This window comes from Actinoallomurus sp. CA-142502 (assembly GCF_050936355.1).
In the GTDB taxonomy this organism is placed as follows: Bacteria; Actinomycetota; Actinomycetes; order Streptosporangiales; family Streptosporangiaceae; genus Actinoallomurus; species Actinoallomurus iriomotensis.
The window spans coordinates 8,684,426-8,698,482 of record NZ_JBNJMY010000001.1; the positions used below are offsets into that span (position 1 = coordinate 8,684,426).

The window sequence follows — 14,057 nt, forward strand, 5'->3', positions numbered from 1 at the left end:
CAAGAGCTCCCGTGCCCGTTCCCTCAGGACCCAACAGTGTGCCCGGCCCCTACCGGCCAGCTCCGAACCGCGTTCCTGAACCCGTACAAGACGAGCAGTACTAACCGTTGAAACCAACCAGAGAGAACCGAATAGCCAGTGCTCCACCTATGAGCAAACCCACCCACGAGACATTCGCCCGTGGCATGAGTCATGGACCAACACCCCAGACTCGATCGCCTGGTGCGTGTGGCCAGTGATGCTCCTTAGAAAGGAGGTGATCCAGCCGCACCTTCCGGTACGGCTACCTTGTTACGACTTCGTCCCAATCGCCGGCCCCACCTTCGACGGCTCCCCCCACAAGGGTTGGGCCACCGGCTTCGGGTGTTGCCGACTTTCGTGACGTGACGGGCGGTGTGTACAAGGCCCGGGAACGTATTCACCGCAGCGTTGCTGATCTGCGATTACTAGCGACTCCGACTTCATGGGGTCGAGTTGCAGACCCCAATCCGAACTGAGACCGGCTTTCCGGGATTCGCTCCACCTCACGGTTTCGCAGCCCTTTGTACCGGCCATTGTAGCATGTTTGCAGCCCAAGACATAAGGGGCATGATGACTTGACGTCATCCCCACCTTCCTCCGAGTTGACCCCGGCAGTCTCCCATGAGTCCCCACCATTACGTGCTGGCAACATGGAACGAGGGTTGCGCTCGTTGCGGGACTTAACCCAACATCTCACGACACGAGCTGACGACAGCCATGCACCACCTGTCACCGGCCCAAAAGGACCCCGCATCTCTGCGAGTTTTCCGGTGATGTCAAACCTTGGTAAGGTTCTTCGCGTTGCGTCGAATTAAGCAACATGCTCCGCCGCTTGTGCGGGCCCCCGTCAATTCCTTTGAGTTTTAGCCTTGCGGCCGTACTCCCCAGGCGGGGCGCTTAATGCGTTAGCTACGGCACGGAGTCCGTGGAAAGACCCCACACCTAGCGCCCAACGTTTACGGCGTGGACTACCAGGGTATCTAATCCTGTTCGCTCCCCACGCTTTCGCTCCTCAGCGTCAGGTAAGGCCCAGAGAACCGCCTTCGCCACCGGTGTTCCTCCCGATATCTGCGCATTTCACCGCTACACCGGGAATTCCATTCTCCCCTACCTACCTCTAGTCTGCCCGTATCCACCGCAGGCCCGAGGTTAAGCCTCGGGTTTTCACGGCAGACGCGACAAACCACCTACGAGCTCTTTACGCCCAATAATTCCGGACAACGCTTGCGCCCTACGTATTACCGCGGCTGCTGGCACGTAGTTAGCCGGCGCTTCTTCCCCACCTACCGTCACGTTAGCTTCGTCGGTGGTGAAAGAGGTTTACAACCCGAAGGCCTTCATCCCCCACGCGGCGTCGCTGCGTCAGGCTTCCGCCCATTGCGCAATATTCCCCACTGCTGCCTCCCGTAGGAGTCTGGGCCGTGTCTCAGTCCCAGTGTGGCCGGTCACCCTCTCAGGCCGGCTATCCGTCGTCGCCTTGGTAGGCCATCACCCCACCAACAAGCTGATAGACCGCGAGTCCATCCTCAGCCGAAAAACTTTCCACCCTCACACCATGCGGTGGAGGGTCATATCCGGTATTAGACCCAGTTTCCCGGGCTTATCCCAGAGCCAAGGGCAGGTTACTCACGTGTTACTCACCCGTTCGCCGCTCGAGTACCCCGAAGGGCCTTTCCGCTCGACTTGCATGTGTTAAGCACGCCGCCAGCGTTCGTCCTGAGCCAGGATCAAACTCTCCGTTAAGGTCAAAACGACAACCACCCGAAGGCGACTGCCAAACCTGAAGAGAAAAACAATCCCGACAAGAATCATTCTTGCCAAAGGAATCCAAAACCAAACCGACCAACCCATAAGACGATGGGCCAACCAGCCTGGTCGAGGACCAAAAGGCACTGGCTTTTAGCACACTGTTGAGTTCTCAAGAAACGGACACACACCGTTGAGGATCTTTTGGAAGATCCCCGCTGGGGCGTTTCCTCTATCTTAGCCTTTCCCGTTTCCTTTGTCGAATTGCTCCGACTTTGGAATCGAGAGTCCTTTGGAAGTCCTTTCGAACTCCCTTGGGACATTTCCCATCTTACCGTTTCCGCTCCGTTTGTCGAATTGACCGACAAGCGACACGAACTCGGCCCGCCCAACACTCAGACCGGGAGCCCAAAGGCTTCCCGTCCGATCGAAGGGAGGTACCCGGAGATTGCCTCATCTCACGATGATCAGCAACCCGACCGGGCCGACACATCCAGTTGGTCCCGTGACGAACGAGATCCGCCACAGCTCTTCGTTGGGGTGTCTTCCGCGGGGCCGGCCGTCTTTCGACGTCCTGCTCCCCCGCAGGCTCGGACAAGCTTAGGACACCCGGGCGTCGAGGTCAACCCACCGACGCGGGCGTATGCGTAGGTGCAAGTCACTCCTGCACCCTGGACTGATTCCCGCTGCCCCAGGACCTAAACCCAGCCACCAGATTTTTCTGGTCGGCCCGTGCCGACGGCCTCCAGGGCCAGGTGCCGAGCCGCCCTACGTCGACCAACGCTGCGCCGACAGAGCGTCCAGAGGAGGAACCCACGAGACGCCGCGCATATTCCCGAGCGGCAGGCCGGCCCCACGTCGCCGGCCTGCACGACGCTCCGCTCCCAGCTGGGCGCCTAAGTGACGCAAGCCGCCCGGTACCGGCGACCATCATGCGGCTGTGGAGCCGATGAACACAGCCCCAGAGGAAGACACCACCCGCATGCTGAAGCGAGAGGAGCGCCGGACCGCTGTCTCCCTGACGAGCGGAACCGCGTGCGCATCGAGACGGCGAACACCCGCGATGGCGCGGCCCTCATCACCGCGCTCGGCCCGGAGACCGCGCGGCCTGCCACGTCGATTGAACGGCAGGGCGCCGATCGCCACGAAGAGACCCGCATGGTCTCCGAGCCGTCCAACCCGGACGCCTGGAAGGCGGCGCCCTCATCGGCCGCCTCCCACGCCCCCGCCGGACATCGTCTTCCTCCGCGAGACCTAAGACCCCGGGCCGACGCACCGCCTGAGTGGCGCCAGGCCAGTCGCGTCCGGGATCCAGTCGACGATCAGCTATCCCCGGTCGGCCGGCGGTAGTCGCAGGTGCACACTTCTTGGGTGCCGAGGGCGTCTCGTTCGGCGGCTTGTGCCTCGTTACCGGGTGTGGCAGGTGCGCAGCGCATCCTGTGTTGCCTGTGGGGTCGATCCCGGGGTCGCCGTGTTGGGGCGTGTCGCTCGGCGATCTGCGATCTGCGCCTTACCGTTGGGCGCGACGCGTCTACGGCGAGTTCTGCTTTGGCGGTGCTGGTTCTGGTCTGGTGACCGGCCGGCGGGCCTGCGGTCTCGCGCCTCTCAAGCGTGAGCCTGGCTGGCCCCGTTTCTTCTGGTTCGACCGGCCTCCGGCCACCGGATTCGCCCCACACCCGCCGCACTCAATAACGAGGCACGAGCCGCCGAGCGGCAGGCCCTCGGCACCCGGGAGCGACCCGCACCAGATCGGCCACCTCTGGAACACCCCGCAAGCACCACAGGATTCGCCCCACAACCCACCGCCCCCGATAACCAGGCACAAGCCGCCGAACGACACGCCCTCGGCACCCGGGAGCGACCCGCACCGGCGGGCCGCTCCCGGACGTGAGGACGCGCCGTTATCCCGCGGGCAGGGCCGCCAGGCGGCTTTCCAGGCTCTCCACGTCCGTGCGGGCCTGTTCGAGGCGGGCTCGGGTCTTGGTGACCACCTGCTCCGGGGCCTTGGCCATGAACTGCTCGTTGCCCAGTTTGCCCTCCGCCTGGGCGATCTCCTTGCGGGCGGCGGCCAGGTCCTTCTCCAGGCGCGCGCGTTCGGCGGCGACGTCGATGGCTCCCGCGGTGTCCAGGCGTACGGTCACTCCCTCGACCGGCAACGACGCGGTCGGGGTGAAGCCCTCTCCCGCCGGCGTCAGGCGCAGGAGCGTCCGCACCGCGTCTTCGTACGCCGGGTCGAGGCCCTCGATCGTCGCCGCGACCTTCTGGCCCGGCTTCAGGCCCTGGTCCGCGCGGAACCGGCGTACCTCCGTCACCAGGCGCATCAGGCCGGCGATCTCCGCCTCCGCCGACGCGTCCGAGAAGCCGTCCGCGGACGGCCAGGTGGTCGTGACGATCGACTCGCCGCCCGTCAGCGCGGTCCACAGCTCCTCGGTGACGAACGGCGTGAGCGGGTGCAGCAGGCGCAGCAGGACGTCGAGCACGCGCCCCAGCACGGCCGGGGCGTCGGCGCTCATGCCCGGCACCTTGGACAGCTCGACGTACCAGTCGCAGAACTCGTCCCACGCGAAGTGGTAGAGCGTCTCGCACGCCTTGGCGAACTCGAAGTTCTCGAAGTGGGTGTCGACCTCGGTGACCACCGACGACAGGCGGGACAGGATCCAGCGGTCCGCGACCGTGAGGTCGGCGGGCAGCTCCCGGATGGCCGCTCCGTTGATCAGGGCGAAGCGGGTGGCGTTCCACAGTTTGTTGCAGAAGTTGCGCGACCCCTGCGCCCACTCCTCGCTGACCGCGACGTCGCCGCCCGGGTTCGCGCCGCGCAGCAGGGTGAAGCGTGTGGCGTCCGCGCCGTACCGGTCGATCCACTCCAGCGGGTCGACGACGTTGCCGAACGACTTGGACATCTTCTTGCCGAACTGGTCGCGGACCATGCCGTGCAGCGCGATGACCTTGAACGGCTCCACGCCGTCCATGGCGTACAGGCCGAACATCATCATCCGGGCGACCCAGAAGAACAGGATGTCGTACCCGGTGACCAGCACGGAGGTGGGATAGAACGCGCGCAGCTCGGGGGTGTCCTCCGGCCAGCCGAGCGTCGAGAACGGCCACAGCGCCGAGGAGAACCACGTGTCGAGCACGTCGGTGTCCTGGGTCCAGCCCTCCGGGGGCTGCTCCCCCGGGCCCACGCACACCGCTGAGCCGTCCGGGCCGTACCAGACCGGGATGCGGTGGCCCCACCACAGCTGCCGGCTGATGCACCAGTCGTGCATGTTGTCGACCCACTCGAAGTACCGCGGGGCCATCTCGGCCGGCACGATCTTCACCCGGCCGTCGCGTACGGCGTCGCCCGCGGCGCGGGCGAGCGGTTCGACCCGGACGAACCACTGGAGGGAGACGCGGGGTTCGACCACCGTCTTGCACCGCGAGCAGTGGCCGACGGCGTGCACGTACGGGCGGGTCTCGGCGACGATGCGGCCGTCCTGCCGCAGCGCGTCGACCACGGCCGGCCGGGCCTCCAGGCGGTCGAGCCCCTGGAACGGCCCGTGCGCGGTGATCGTGCCGCGCTCATCCATGATCGTCAGCATCGGCAGGCCGTGCCGCTGCCCGATCTCGAAGTCGTTCGGGTCGTGGGCCGGCGTCACCTTGACGGCGCCGGTGCCGAACTCCGGGTCGACGTGGGGATCGGCGACGATCGGGATGTGCCGGCCGGTCAGCGGCAGCTCGATCTCGCGGCCGACGAGGTGGGCGTAACGCTCGTCGTCCGGGTGCACCGCGACGGCCGTGTCGCCGAGCATCGTCTCGGCGCGGGTCGTGGCGACGACGATCGCGTCGTCGCCCTCGCCGTACCGGATCGAGACCAGCTCGCCGTCGTCGTCGGAGTGCTCGACCTCGATGTCGGAGAGCGCGGTCAGGCAGCGCGGGCACCAGTTGATGATGCGTTCGGCCTGATAGATCAGGCCGTCGTCGTACAGGCGCTTGAAGATCGTCAGCACGGCGCTGGACAGGCCCGCGTCCATCGTGAAGCGTTCGCGAGTCCAGTCGACGCTGTCGCCGAGGCGGCGCATCTGCCCGAGGATCTTCCCGCCGGACTCGGCCTTCCACTCCCAGACCTTCTTGACGAAGGCGTCGCGGCCGAGGTCGTGCCGGGACAGGCCCTCCTTGGCGAGCTCGCGCTCCACGACGTTCTGGGTGGCGATGCCCGCGTGGTCCATGCCGGGCAGCCAGAGCGTCTGGAGACCGCGCATGCGCTGCCGGCGTACGAGCGCGTCCTGGATCGAGTGGTCCAGCGCGTGGCCCACATGGAGGGATCCGGTCACGTTCGGCGGCGGGATGACGATCGAGAACGCCGGCGCGCCGGGTACGACGGCGGGCGTGAACAGGCCGCCGTCGGTCCAGCGTTGGTAGAGCCGTCCCTCGACGTCGGCCGGGGTGTACTGAGTCGGCAGAGCATCAGGCGAAGTCACGCGTCGGAGTGTACGGAGGTTCTTCCGGAACCGTGGTCTCGCCCCGCAGATCGAGGGAACTACGGCAGAATGCCGGGTTCGATGTCACGCACCGGTGGAAAGGTCCTGTCAGCGTGACCCATGACGGCCGCGCCACTGGGGGTGAGGCGTGGTATCGGAGGACAATGTGACAGGCAGCGACCAGCTGAGGCACAGGGGGAGACGACTCTCGTGAAGGCGCTCCTGGCCATCGCGGTGCTCATCGTCGGCCTGGCGATGCTGGGCCTGGCCGCCGGATTCGCCGCCGGCGCCATCCGGCGTACGCGGGCCGCCGAGGCGGCAGACGACGAGTCACCGTCACCGGCGCCACCCCCGCATCCGTACGCCGCCGCGCCCGCGCCACCGGAGTCGCCCCGCGGGATGTGGGCGGGAGCGGGCATCAGCGCGGCCCTCGGCATGGGCGCCCTGATCACCGCCGCGATCGCGCTGCTGTCGGTCATGGCGGCGCCGACACGGGTGCTGAACACCCCCGCCCAGGCGGGCGGCCTCCAGCGTGACGACTCCCCCGGCACTCGGCAGCTCACCGACCGGCAACGGGAGCGCCTGAAGGCGGCCGGCATGCCGAACCCGCTGACCGCCGTCTACCACGGGGCCGCGGCGACGACCACGACCGTGCTGTTCATCGGGGCGTCCGGGCGCCTCGCCGACCCGGCGACGCAGCTGAAGGAGTTCATCAGCGGCCTGGCGACGAGCACGGGCGCGGGCGGCCGCGCGCTGACGCCGTATCCGGCGGGCCGGCTCAAGGGCACGGTCATGTGCATCGACCAGCTGAGCACCGGTCAGGCGACGCTGGCGACCTGTGGCTGGGCCGACGAGGGCACGCTCGGCGTGATCACCACCGACGCGGGCGACGCCGCGCAGACGGCCGGACTGCTCCTGTCGATGCGCGACGACATGGAGAAGAAGGCCTGATCAGGCGGACTTCTCCCGCGGCTCGCGCTTGGTGCGTTCCCGGGGCACGAGCGTCGGGTTGACGTGCTCGTGGACCGCCTCGCGGGTGATCACAACGCGGGCGACGTCGGCGCGGCTCGGCACCTCGTACATCACCGACAGCAGCACCTCCTCCATGATGGCGCGCAGCCCGCGCGCGCCCGTGCCGCGCAGGATCGCCTGGTCGGCGATCGCCTCGAGGGCGTCGTCGGTGAACTCCAGGTCGACCCCGTCGAGCTCGAACAGCCGGTGGTACTGCTTCACCAGCGCGTTGCGCGGCTCGGTGAGGATGCTGATCAGTGCCTCGCGGTCGAGGTTGTGCACGCTCGTGACGATCGGAAGGCGTCCGACGAACTCCGGGATCATCCCGAACTTCAGGAGGTCTTCCGGCATGACGTCGGCGAACAGGTCGGCGACCTCGCCGTCGTCGTCCTTGGTGCGCAGAACCGCGTTGAAGCCGATGCCCTGCTTGCCGACGCGCTGCTCGACGATCTTCTCCAGACCGGCGAACGCGCCACCGCAGATGAACAGCACGTTGGTGGTGTCGATCTGGATGAACTCCTGGTGCGGGTGCTTGCGGCCGCCCTGCGGCGGCACGCTCGCGGTGGTGCCCTCCAGGATCTTCAGCAGCGCCTGCTGAACGCCCTCACCGGACACATCGCGCGTGATCGAGGGGTTCTCGCTCTTGCGGGCGACCTTGTCGACCTCGTCGATGTAGATGATGCCGGTCTCGGCCTTCTTGACGTCGTAGTCGGCGGCCTGGATCAGCTTCAGCAGGATGTTCTCGACGTCCTCGCCCACGTAGCCGGCCTCGGTGAGGGCGGTCGCGTCGGCGATGGCGAAGGGAACGTTGAGCAGTTTGGCGAGCGTCTGCGCGAGGAGCGTCTTACCGGACCCGGTCGGGCCCAGCAGCAGGATGTTGGACTTGGAGAGCTCGACGCCCTCATCCCTGCCGCCGCTGCCCGACTGGATCCGCTTGTAGTGGTTGTACACCGCCACGGACAGGGCCTTTTTGGCCTTGTCCTGTCCGATCACGTACGAGTCGAGGAACTCGTAGATCTCGCGTGGTTTCGGCAGGTTGTCCCACTTGAGGTCGGATGACTCGGAGAGCTCTTCCTCGATGATCTCGTTGCAGAGATCGATGCACTCGTCGCAGATATACACGCCCGGACCCGCGATGAGCTTCTTGACCTGCTTCTGGCTCTTCCCGCAGAACGAGCACTTGAGCAAGTCACCACCGTCGCCGATGCGTGCCACCCTGTCTCCTTTACGTGGGGCCGCTCATCCTCGGTCCGCGGGATCGAGGGAGCGTGCTGAGGCTCTCGACGTTGTCTCGACGTTACCGCCTGGCGGGCAGTGAGTGAGCCCTCCGGTGTGGTCGATATGGCCGACACCTGAGGGTCACTCAAGGGCCGCTTACGACGACACTACCTCGGAAACGCGCTTCTTGCGGCTCTCGATGATGTCGTCGATGAGACCGTAAGTCTTCGCCTCCTCGGCCGTCAGGAATCTGTCGCGCTCGATGTCCCGGCGGACCTTCTCGACGTCCTGACCGCTGTGCCGCGCCAAGATCGTCTCCATCTCCGCGCGGATGCGGAGGATCTCGTTCGCCTGGATCTCGATGTCGCTGGCCTGACCATACCCACCTTCGGTGGCCGGCTGGTGGATCAGGATCCGCGAGTGCGGCAGCGCGGCGCGCTTGCCCGGCGTGCCCGCCGCCAGGAGCACCGCGGCGGCCGAGGCCGCCTGGCCGATGCAGACCGTCTGGATGTCGCAGCGGACGAACTGCATCGTGTCGTAGATCGCCGTCATGGCGGTGTACGAGCCACCGGGCGAGTTGATGTAGATGCTGATGTCACGCTCGGGGTCGATGGACTCGAGCGTGAACAGCTGGGCCATCACGTCGTTCGCGGACGCGTCGTCGATCTGGACGCCCAGGAAGATGATCCGCTCTTCGAAGAGCTTGTTGTACGGATTCATCTCCTTGACGCCGTACGTGGTGCGCTCGACGAACGACGGGATGATGTAGCGGCTCTCCACGGGCTGGATACCGGCCCGGATCTGATCGCTCATCGGGTTCAGTCCCCTCCGGTCGATGTTCATGAAACCGCACCCTCTGAGGCGACCTGGTTGGCGTTGTGCACCACGTGGTCGATGAAGCCGTAGTCCTTGGCCTCGTCGGCGGTGAACCAGCGGTCGCGGTCGGAGTCGGTCTGGATCTGCTCCAGCGACTGGCCCGTGTGGAAGGCGATCCGCTCGGCGAGCGTCTGCTTCACGTACAGCATCTGCTCGGCGAGGATCTTGATGTCGGACGCCGTGCCGCCGATGCCGCCGGACGGCTGGTGCATCATGATCCGCGCGTGCGGCAGGGCGTAGCGCTTGCCCGGCGTGCCGGCGCAGAGCAGGAACTGCCCCATCGACGCGGCCAGGCCCATGCCGACCGTCGCGATGTCGTTCGGGACGTACTGCATCATGTCGTAGATCGCCATGCCGGCGGTCACCGAGCCGCCCGGCGAGTTGATGTAGAGGTAGATGTCCCGCCGGGAGTCCTCCGCCGCGAGCAGCAGCAGCTCCGAACAGATGCGGTTGGAAATGTCGTCGTCGACCTGCTGCCCGAGGAAGACGATCCGCTCGCGCAGCAGACGCTGGTAAAGCTGGTCGCCCAACGGCAGTAGGGGCGCCTCGGCCGTGCGCGCCTGCACGGGCGACGGCGGTTCGAAGGTCGGAGGCGTGGTCACTGCGTCACCTGCTCCGGAATCGTGGTCGTGGTCGGTTGCTTGCGACATTAACGCGCTGCGGCGAGGGCTTTGGCCGCGAGGGAGGCATGTTCGCTGTCGGCGTGGAAGGTGGGCCGGCCCCGGAGACGCGAACGGGCCGGCGCGCACTGCGCCGGCCCGTCTGGTCGCGGATCGATCAGGCGTCGGCCTTCTCGTCGCCGGCCTCTGCCGTCTCGGCGGCCTCAGGGGCCTCAGGGGCCTCGTCGGCGTGGGCCTCGTCCTCACCGGCCTCGTGCCGCAGCATGGCCGCGATGTCGACCTCGGCACCCTTGTCGTCGGTGGCCTTGACGTGCTCGACGACGAGGTTGAGGGCCTTGGAGCGCAGCACCTCCGACACGACGGCCGGGATCTGGTTGTTCTCCGTCAGGTGCTTGGCCAGGACGTCCGGCTGCACGCCCATCGACATGGCGTTGCGGACGACGTAGTCGGTCAGCTCCTCGTTCTCGACGGTCAGCTTCTCCTGCAGGGCGAGCTGGTCGAGGATGAAGCCGCCCTTGACCGCGTCGCGGGCGCCGTCCTTGATCTCCTGGTCGTACTCCTCCTCGGACTTCCCCTCGTCCTGGAGGTACTTGTCACGGCTCATGCCGTACATCTGGAGCTGCTGGTCGAGCTGCTCGTTGCGGCGCTGGATCTCGTTCTCGATCACGCTCTCCGGGAGCGGGATGTCGAGCTTCTCCATGAGCGCTTCGAGGGCCTTGTCGCGCGCCTCGCCGAGCTGCTGGTGGAGCTTCTGGTCGGCGAGACGCTTACGGACGTCCTCCCGCAGCTCCTCGATCGTGTCGAACTCACTGCCGAGCTGAGCGAACTCGTCGTCGAGCTCCGGCAGCTCCTTGACCTTCACGCTGTGCACGGTGACGGTGACCTCGGCCTCCTTGCCCTCGTGCTCACCGCCCACCAGGGTGGTGGTGAAGGTCTTGGAGTCACCGGCGTTCATGCCGACGAGCTGGTCGTCGAGGCCCTCGACCGAACTACGGCTGCCGACCTCGTAGGAGTAGCCGCTCGTACGGGCGTCCTCGACGTCCTCGCCCTCGACGGTCGCGGCGAGGTCGATCGAGACGAAGTCGCCCTCCTGCGCCTCCCGGTCGGCGTTGGTCAGCGTCGCGAACCGCTCGCGCAGGTTGGAGAGGGTCTCCTCGACCTCCTCGTCGGTCACCTCGGCCGAGTCGACCGTGATCTCGAGGCCGTCGTAGTCGGGCACCTCGAACTTGGGCCGGATGTCCACCTCGGCGGTGAACGCGAACTGCTGGTTGTCCTCCAGCTCGGTGATCTCCACGTCGGGCTGGCCGAGCGCGAACAGCTCGCTCTCCTCGACGGCGCGGCCGTAGAGGCCGGGGAGCGCGTCGTTGACCGCCTCCTGCAGGACCGCGCCCCGTCCGACGTACTGGTCGATCAGGCGCGCCGGCACCTTGCCAGGGCGGAACCCCTTGAGGCGGACCTGCTGCGAGAGCTCCTTGTACGCCTTGTCGAGGTTGGGCTTCAGCTCGTCGAAGGGCACCTCGACGGTGAGCTTGACCCGCGTCGGGCTCAGCTCCTCCACATCGGTCTTCACTTTGGGCGGTCTCCTTGGATCCGGCCGCGGCACGGATTTCACGTTGGATGTCGTGGGCGGCTGCGTTGTCAGCCGGGACGCGGGCACGTCAAAGTGCGTCACCGCGCCTTCGCGCGCCAAGTCTATGGTGTTCCGGCCCGCGCGCGGACAGTTGGGGCGGCAATGCGTCGCCAAGTATTGCGAAAGGGCGCCTACGAACCCCTCTGACGACTCTACGGCCGCTACTCGGCAGACCCCTCGGCGAGGGCCACCCCGTACGGGTGGACGACCGGGCGTGACCGGGTGGTCGGAGGTGACCCGACCTGGGCGAAGGGCCGGAGGTGACCGCCGGAGACGCCGGGGACCTTCGTCCCTGCAACCGGGGCGTTTCGGACCACCGGCACCGAGGCCATCGTCGTTAGCGTCGAAACCATGGCGGCCGAGATCCCTTCCGACCATCTCGACCCGGACCGCCGCCGCGCAGGGAACGCGGGAGACAGGTTGAAGGCGCTGACCTCGTGTACGACTCGGAAGGCTTGAAGATACTGACCGAGCGAGAATGCCGTGAACTGCTCGGCAGCGTCCCCCTAGGCCGCATCGTCTACACCGACCGAGCCCTGCCCGCCGTCCAGCCGGTCAACTTCGTCATGGCCGGCGGCGAGGTGGTGATCCTGACGTCGGCGGGGTCGAAGCTCGCCGCCGCCGCCCGCAACGCGGTCGTCGCCTTCGAGATCGACCAGTTCGACCACGAGATCAAAACCGGCTGGTCAGTGGTCATCATCGGCCACGCCCGAGTGATAGCGGAAGACGGCGAGATCTCCCGCCTACGCGACCTCCCGTTGAGACCGTGGACCGCCGGCGAACCCGCCCACTACATCGCCATAACCCCAGAACTAATCTCCGGCCGCCGCCTCCCCACCCCAAAAGAACAAGCCCAAACCCAAAAAACCAAAAACCAAGAACCAAAAGAAGCCTGACCCGAGAGCCAACCAACCCAAGAGCCGAAGCCGAGAGCACAACCCGGGAGCCGGGAGCCGAGAGCCGAGAGGCGAGAGGCGAGAGGCGAGAGGCGAGAGGCGAGAGGCGAGAGGCGAGAGGCGGGAGCCGAGAGGCGAAGCCGCGAGCCGTGAGAACCGAGTGAGCAAAGCCGAAGGCGAGCGAACATCGGGGGGCTCCGGGGGGTCGTCCCCCCGGGCAAAATCGCGGGCCAGAGCGAAGCCGCCCCAGCGGCGAGCATGCGTAGCCGCCTCGTCGGGCTGGCCGGATTTGAACCGGCGGCCCCCGCGACCCAAACGCGGTGCGCTACCAAACTGCGCTACAGCCCGTGAACGTGTCGAGTGTAGCCCGGCTTGCGCCGGTCGAGGGTCACATTAATCGGCGCACCTGATCACGCCTGTGAGTTGCGCGCCGTGGTGCCGGGAACCGGTACGCTACGCGGGTGACGTGTTGGGGTCCGGTCGTTCCGGCCGGTCTCGACGGCCACGCGGGCGTAGCTCAATGGTAGAGCCCCAGTCTTCCAAACTGGCTACGCGGGTTCGATTCCCGTCGCCCGCTCCAACGACGAAGGCCCAGGTCAACCGGAGTTCCGGGACCTGGGCCTTCGATCTTCAACCGGTCCGACTCGGTTCTCAGCCTCGGGCGGGCCGGGTCGTCAGCCGGTGTCGGTGGGGCCGGCGATCAGTTGGTAGAACTCCCGGACGTCGCGGGCGACGAGGTGGACTCCGCCTTCATCGCCCATGGCGACGACCGGCGGTGCCGCCCGCGGTCGTCCTTGCGCCAGATCCGATGGGCGAGAACAGGTCCGCCACAGGGGTCTCCGCCCATGATCACTTCCGGGTGCTGGGCGGAAGCCAACTGGATCGGGCACGACCTCAGCCGGGATGGCGATCGCGCCAGCGCTCAGCCGTCATTCGCCACAGGACGTGCGGCTGTAGCGGATGATCTTCGTCCACCAGTGGGTGGTCGAAGTCGTCGGCGGGGTCATTGGACATGCCGATGCGCTTCATGACCATCTGGGAGCGCAGGTTGGTGTGGCTCGTCATCGAGACGACCTCGGCGAGTCGGAGGTCGTCGAAGGCGAAGGTCAGCGCGCGCTGGGCGGCTTCGCTGGCGTAGCCGTGGCCCCAGCTCGATCGGGTCAGCCGCCAGCCGATCTCCACCGCCGGAGTGAAGTGCGCTTCGAAGTCCGGCACCGACAGACCCGTGAACCCGATGAACTGCCCGGTCTCGGCGACCTCCAGAGCCCAGAGCCCGAATCCGTGCTCCTCGAAACGGGCTTCGATCCGGTCGATCACCGCGTCGCTCTCTTCCGGAGTGAGCGTGGCGGGAAAGTGCTCCATGACCTCAGGGTCGGCGTTCATCGCGGCGAAAGGCGCCCGGTCGCCGTGTCGCCAGCGCCGGAGCATGAGCCGTTCGGTCTTCAGCATCGGTGTTTCAGGCACCCGTCCGACCGTACAAGAGCCAGCTGTTGACTCTCAGCCCCAGCCGATAGTTCGTTGACGAATAATTCGTCAACGAACTATATTGCGACCAGTGCCTCACCTGCGGTGCGGTCGA

General features: G+C 66.6%; 8 protein-coding genes, 2 tRNA genes and 1 rRNA gene. 3 read left to right on the forward strand and 8 right to left on the reverse strand.

Going from position 1 to position 14,057, the window contains the following annotated elements; translation table 11 throughout:
* Window positions 1-249: 249 nt before the first annotated feature.
* Both ACQEV1_RS40520 and ACQEV1_RS40525 read right to left on the reverse strand, forming a co-directional pair.
* A 16S ribosomal RNA gene (locus tag ACQEV1_RS40520) occupies window positions 250-1,764 on the reverse strand.
* 1,904 nt (window positions 1,765-3,668) lie between these two features.
* On the reverse strand, window positions 3,669-6,227 hold the full coding sequence (locus ACQEV1_RS40525) for a valine--tRNA ligase (protein ID WP_285637094.1): 2,559 nt from the start codon (window positions 6,225-6,227) through the stop codon (window positions 3,669-3,671).
* A 210-nt stretch (window positions 6,228-6,437) separates the two neighbouring features.
* Here ACQEV1_RS40525 and ACQEV1_RS40530 point away from each other — a divergent pair, with 210 nt between their 5' ends.
* A complete protein-coding gene (locus ACQEV1_RS40530) occupies window positions 6,438-7,178 on the forward strand; it encodes a hypothetical protein (protein ID WP_433401787.1) in 741 nt (246 codons plus the stop codon).
* Here the strand turns inward: ACQEV1_RS40530 and clpX are convergent, their stop codons facing one another.
* The 4 genes from clpX to tig form a co-directional block, all read right to left on the reverse strand.
* Window positions 7,179-8,453: an ATP-dependent Clp protease ATP-binding subunit ClpX gene (clpX, locus tag ACQEV1_RS40535; protein WP_285574355.1), complete on the reverse strand. Its 1,275-nt coding sequence runs from the start codon at window positions 8,451-8,453 to the stop codon at window positions 7,179-7,181.
* A 159-nt stretch (window positions 8,454-8,612) separates the two neighbouring features.
* Window positions 8,613-9,269, reverse strand: a complete 657-nt coding sequence (locus tag ACQEV1_RS40540; RefSeq protein ID WP_285574426.1) for an ATP-dependent Clp protease proteolytic subunit — start codon at window positions 9,267-9,269, stop codon at window positions 8,613-8,615.
* 26 nt (window positions 9,270-9,295) lie between these two features.
* Window positions 9,296-9,934 (reverse strand): ClpP family protease, encoded by a 639-nt coding sequence (locus ACQEV1_RS40545; protein ID WP_285574353.1) that lies wholly within the window; start codon window positions 9,932-9,934, stop codon window positions 9,296-9,298.
* 175 nt (window positions 9,935-10,109) lie between these two features.
* Entirely contained in the window at window positions 10,110-11,522 is a 1,413-nt protein-coding gene (gene tig / locus ACQEV1_RS40550) for a trigger factor (RefSeq protein ID WP_285637099.1), read from the reverse strand.
* Between the two features lie 497 nt (window positions 11,523-12,019).
* Between tig and ACQEV1_RS40555 the strand changes: the two genes are divergently transcribed.
* Complete coding sequence (locus tag ACQEV1_RS40555) at window positions 12,020-12,478, forward strand: pyridoxamine 5'-phosphate oxidase family protein (protein WP_433401790.1); 459 nt, start codon at window positions 12,020-12,022, stop codon at window positions 12,476-12,478.
* Window positions 12,479-12,752: 274 nt separating this feature from the next.
* On the opposite strand, the gene ACQEV1_RS40560 is transcribed toward ACQEV1_RS40555, so the two are convergent.
* Window positions 12,753-12,826 (reverse strand) — tRNA-Pro (locus tag ACQEV1_RS40560).
* A 158-nt stretch (window positions 12,827-12,984) separates the two neighbouring features.
* Between ACQEV1_RS40560 and ACQEV1_RS40565 the strand changes: the two genes are divergently transcribed.
* Window positions 12,985-13,058, forward strand: a tRNA-Gly gene (locus ACQEV1_RS40565).
* A gap of 314 nt (window positions 13,059-13,372) precedes the next feature.
* On the opposite strand, the gene ACQEV1_RS40570 is transcribed toward ACQEV1_RS40565, so the two are convergent.
* Window positions 13,373-13,942: a GNAT family N-acetyltransferase gene (locus tag ACQEV1_RS40570; RefSeq protein ID WP_285637104.1), complete on the reverse strand. Its 570-nt coding sequence runs from the start codon at window positions 13,940-13,942 to the stop codon at window positions 13,373-13,375.
* Between the last annotated feature and the right edge of the window lie 115 nt (window positions 13,943-14,057).

Bases quoted from the DNA above. Each gene is read 5' to 3' on its own strand.
- ACQEV1_RS40540 (WP_285574426.1), bottom strand. From the start codon at position 9,269: ATGAGCGATCAGATCCGGGCCGGTATCCAGCCCGTGGAGAGCCGCTAC.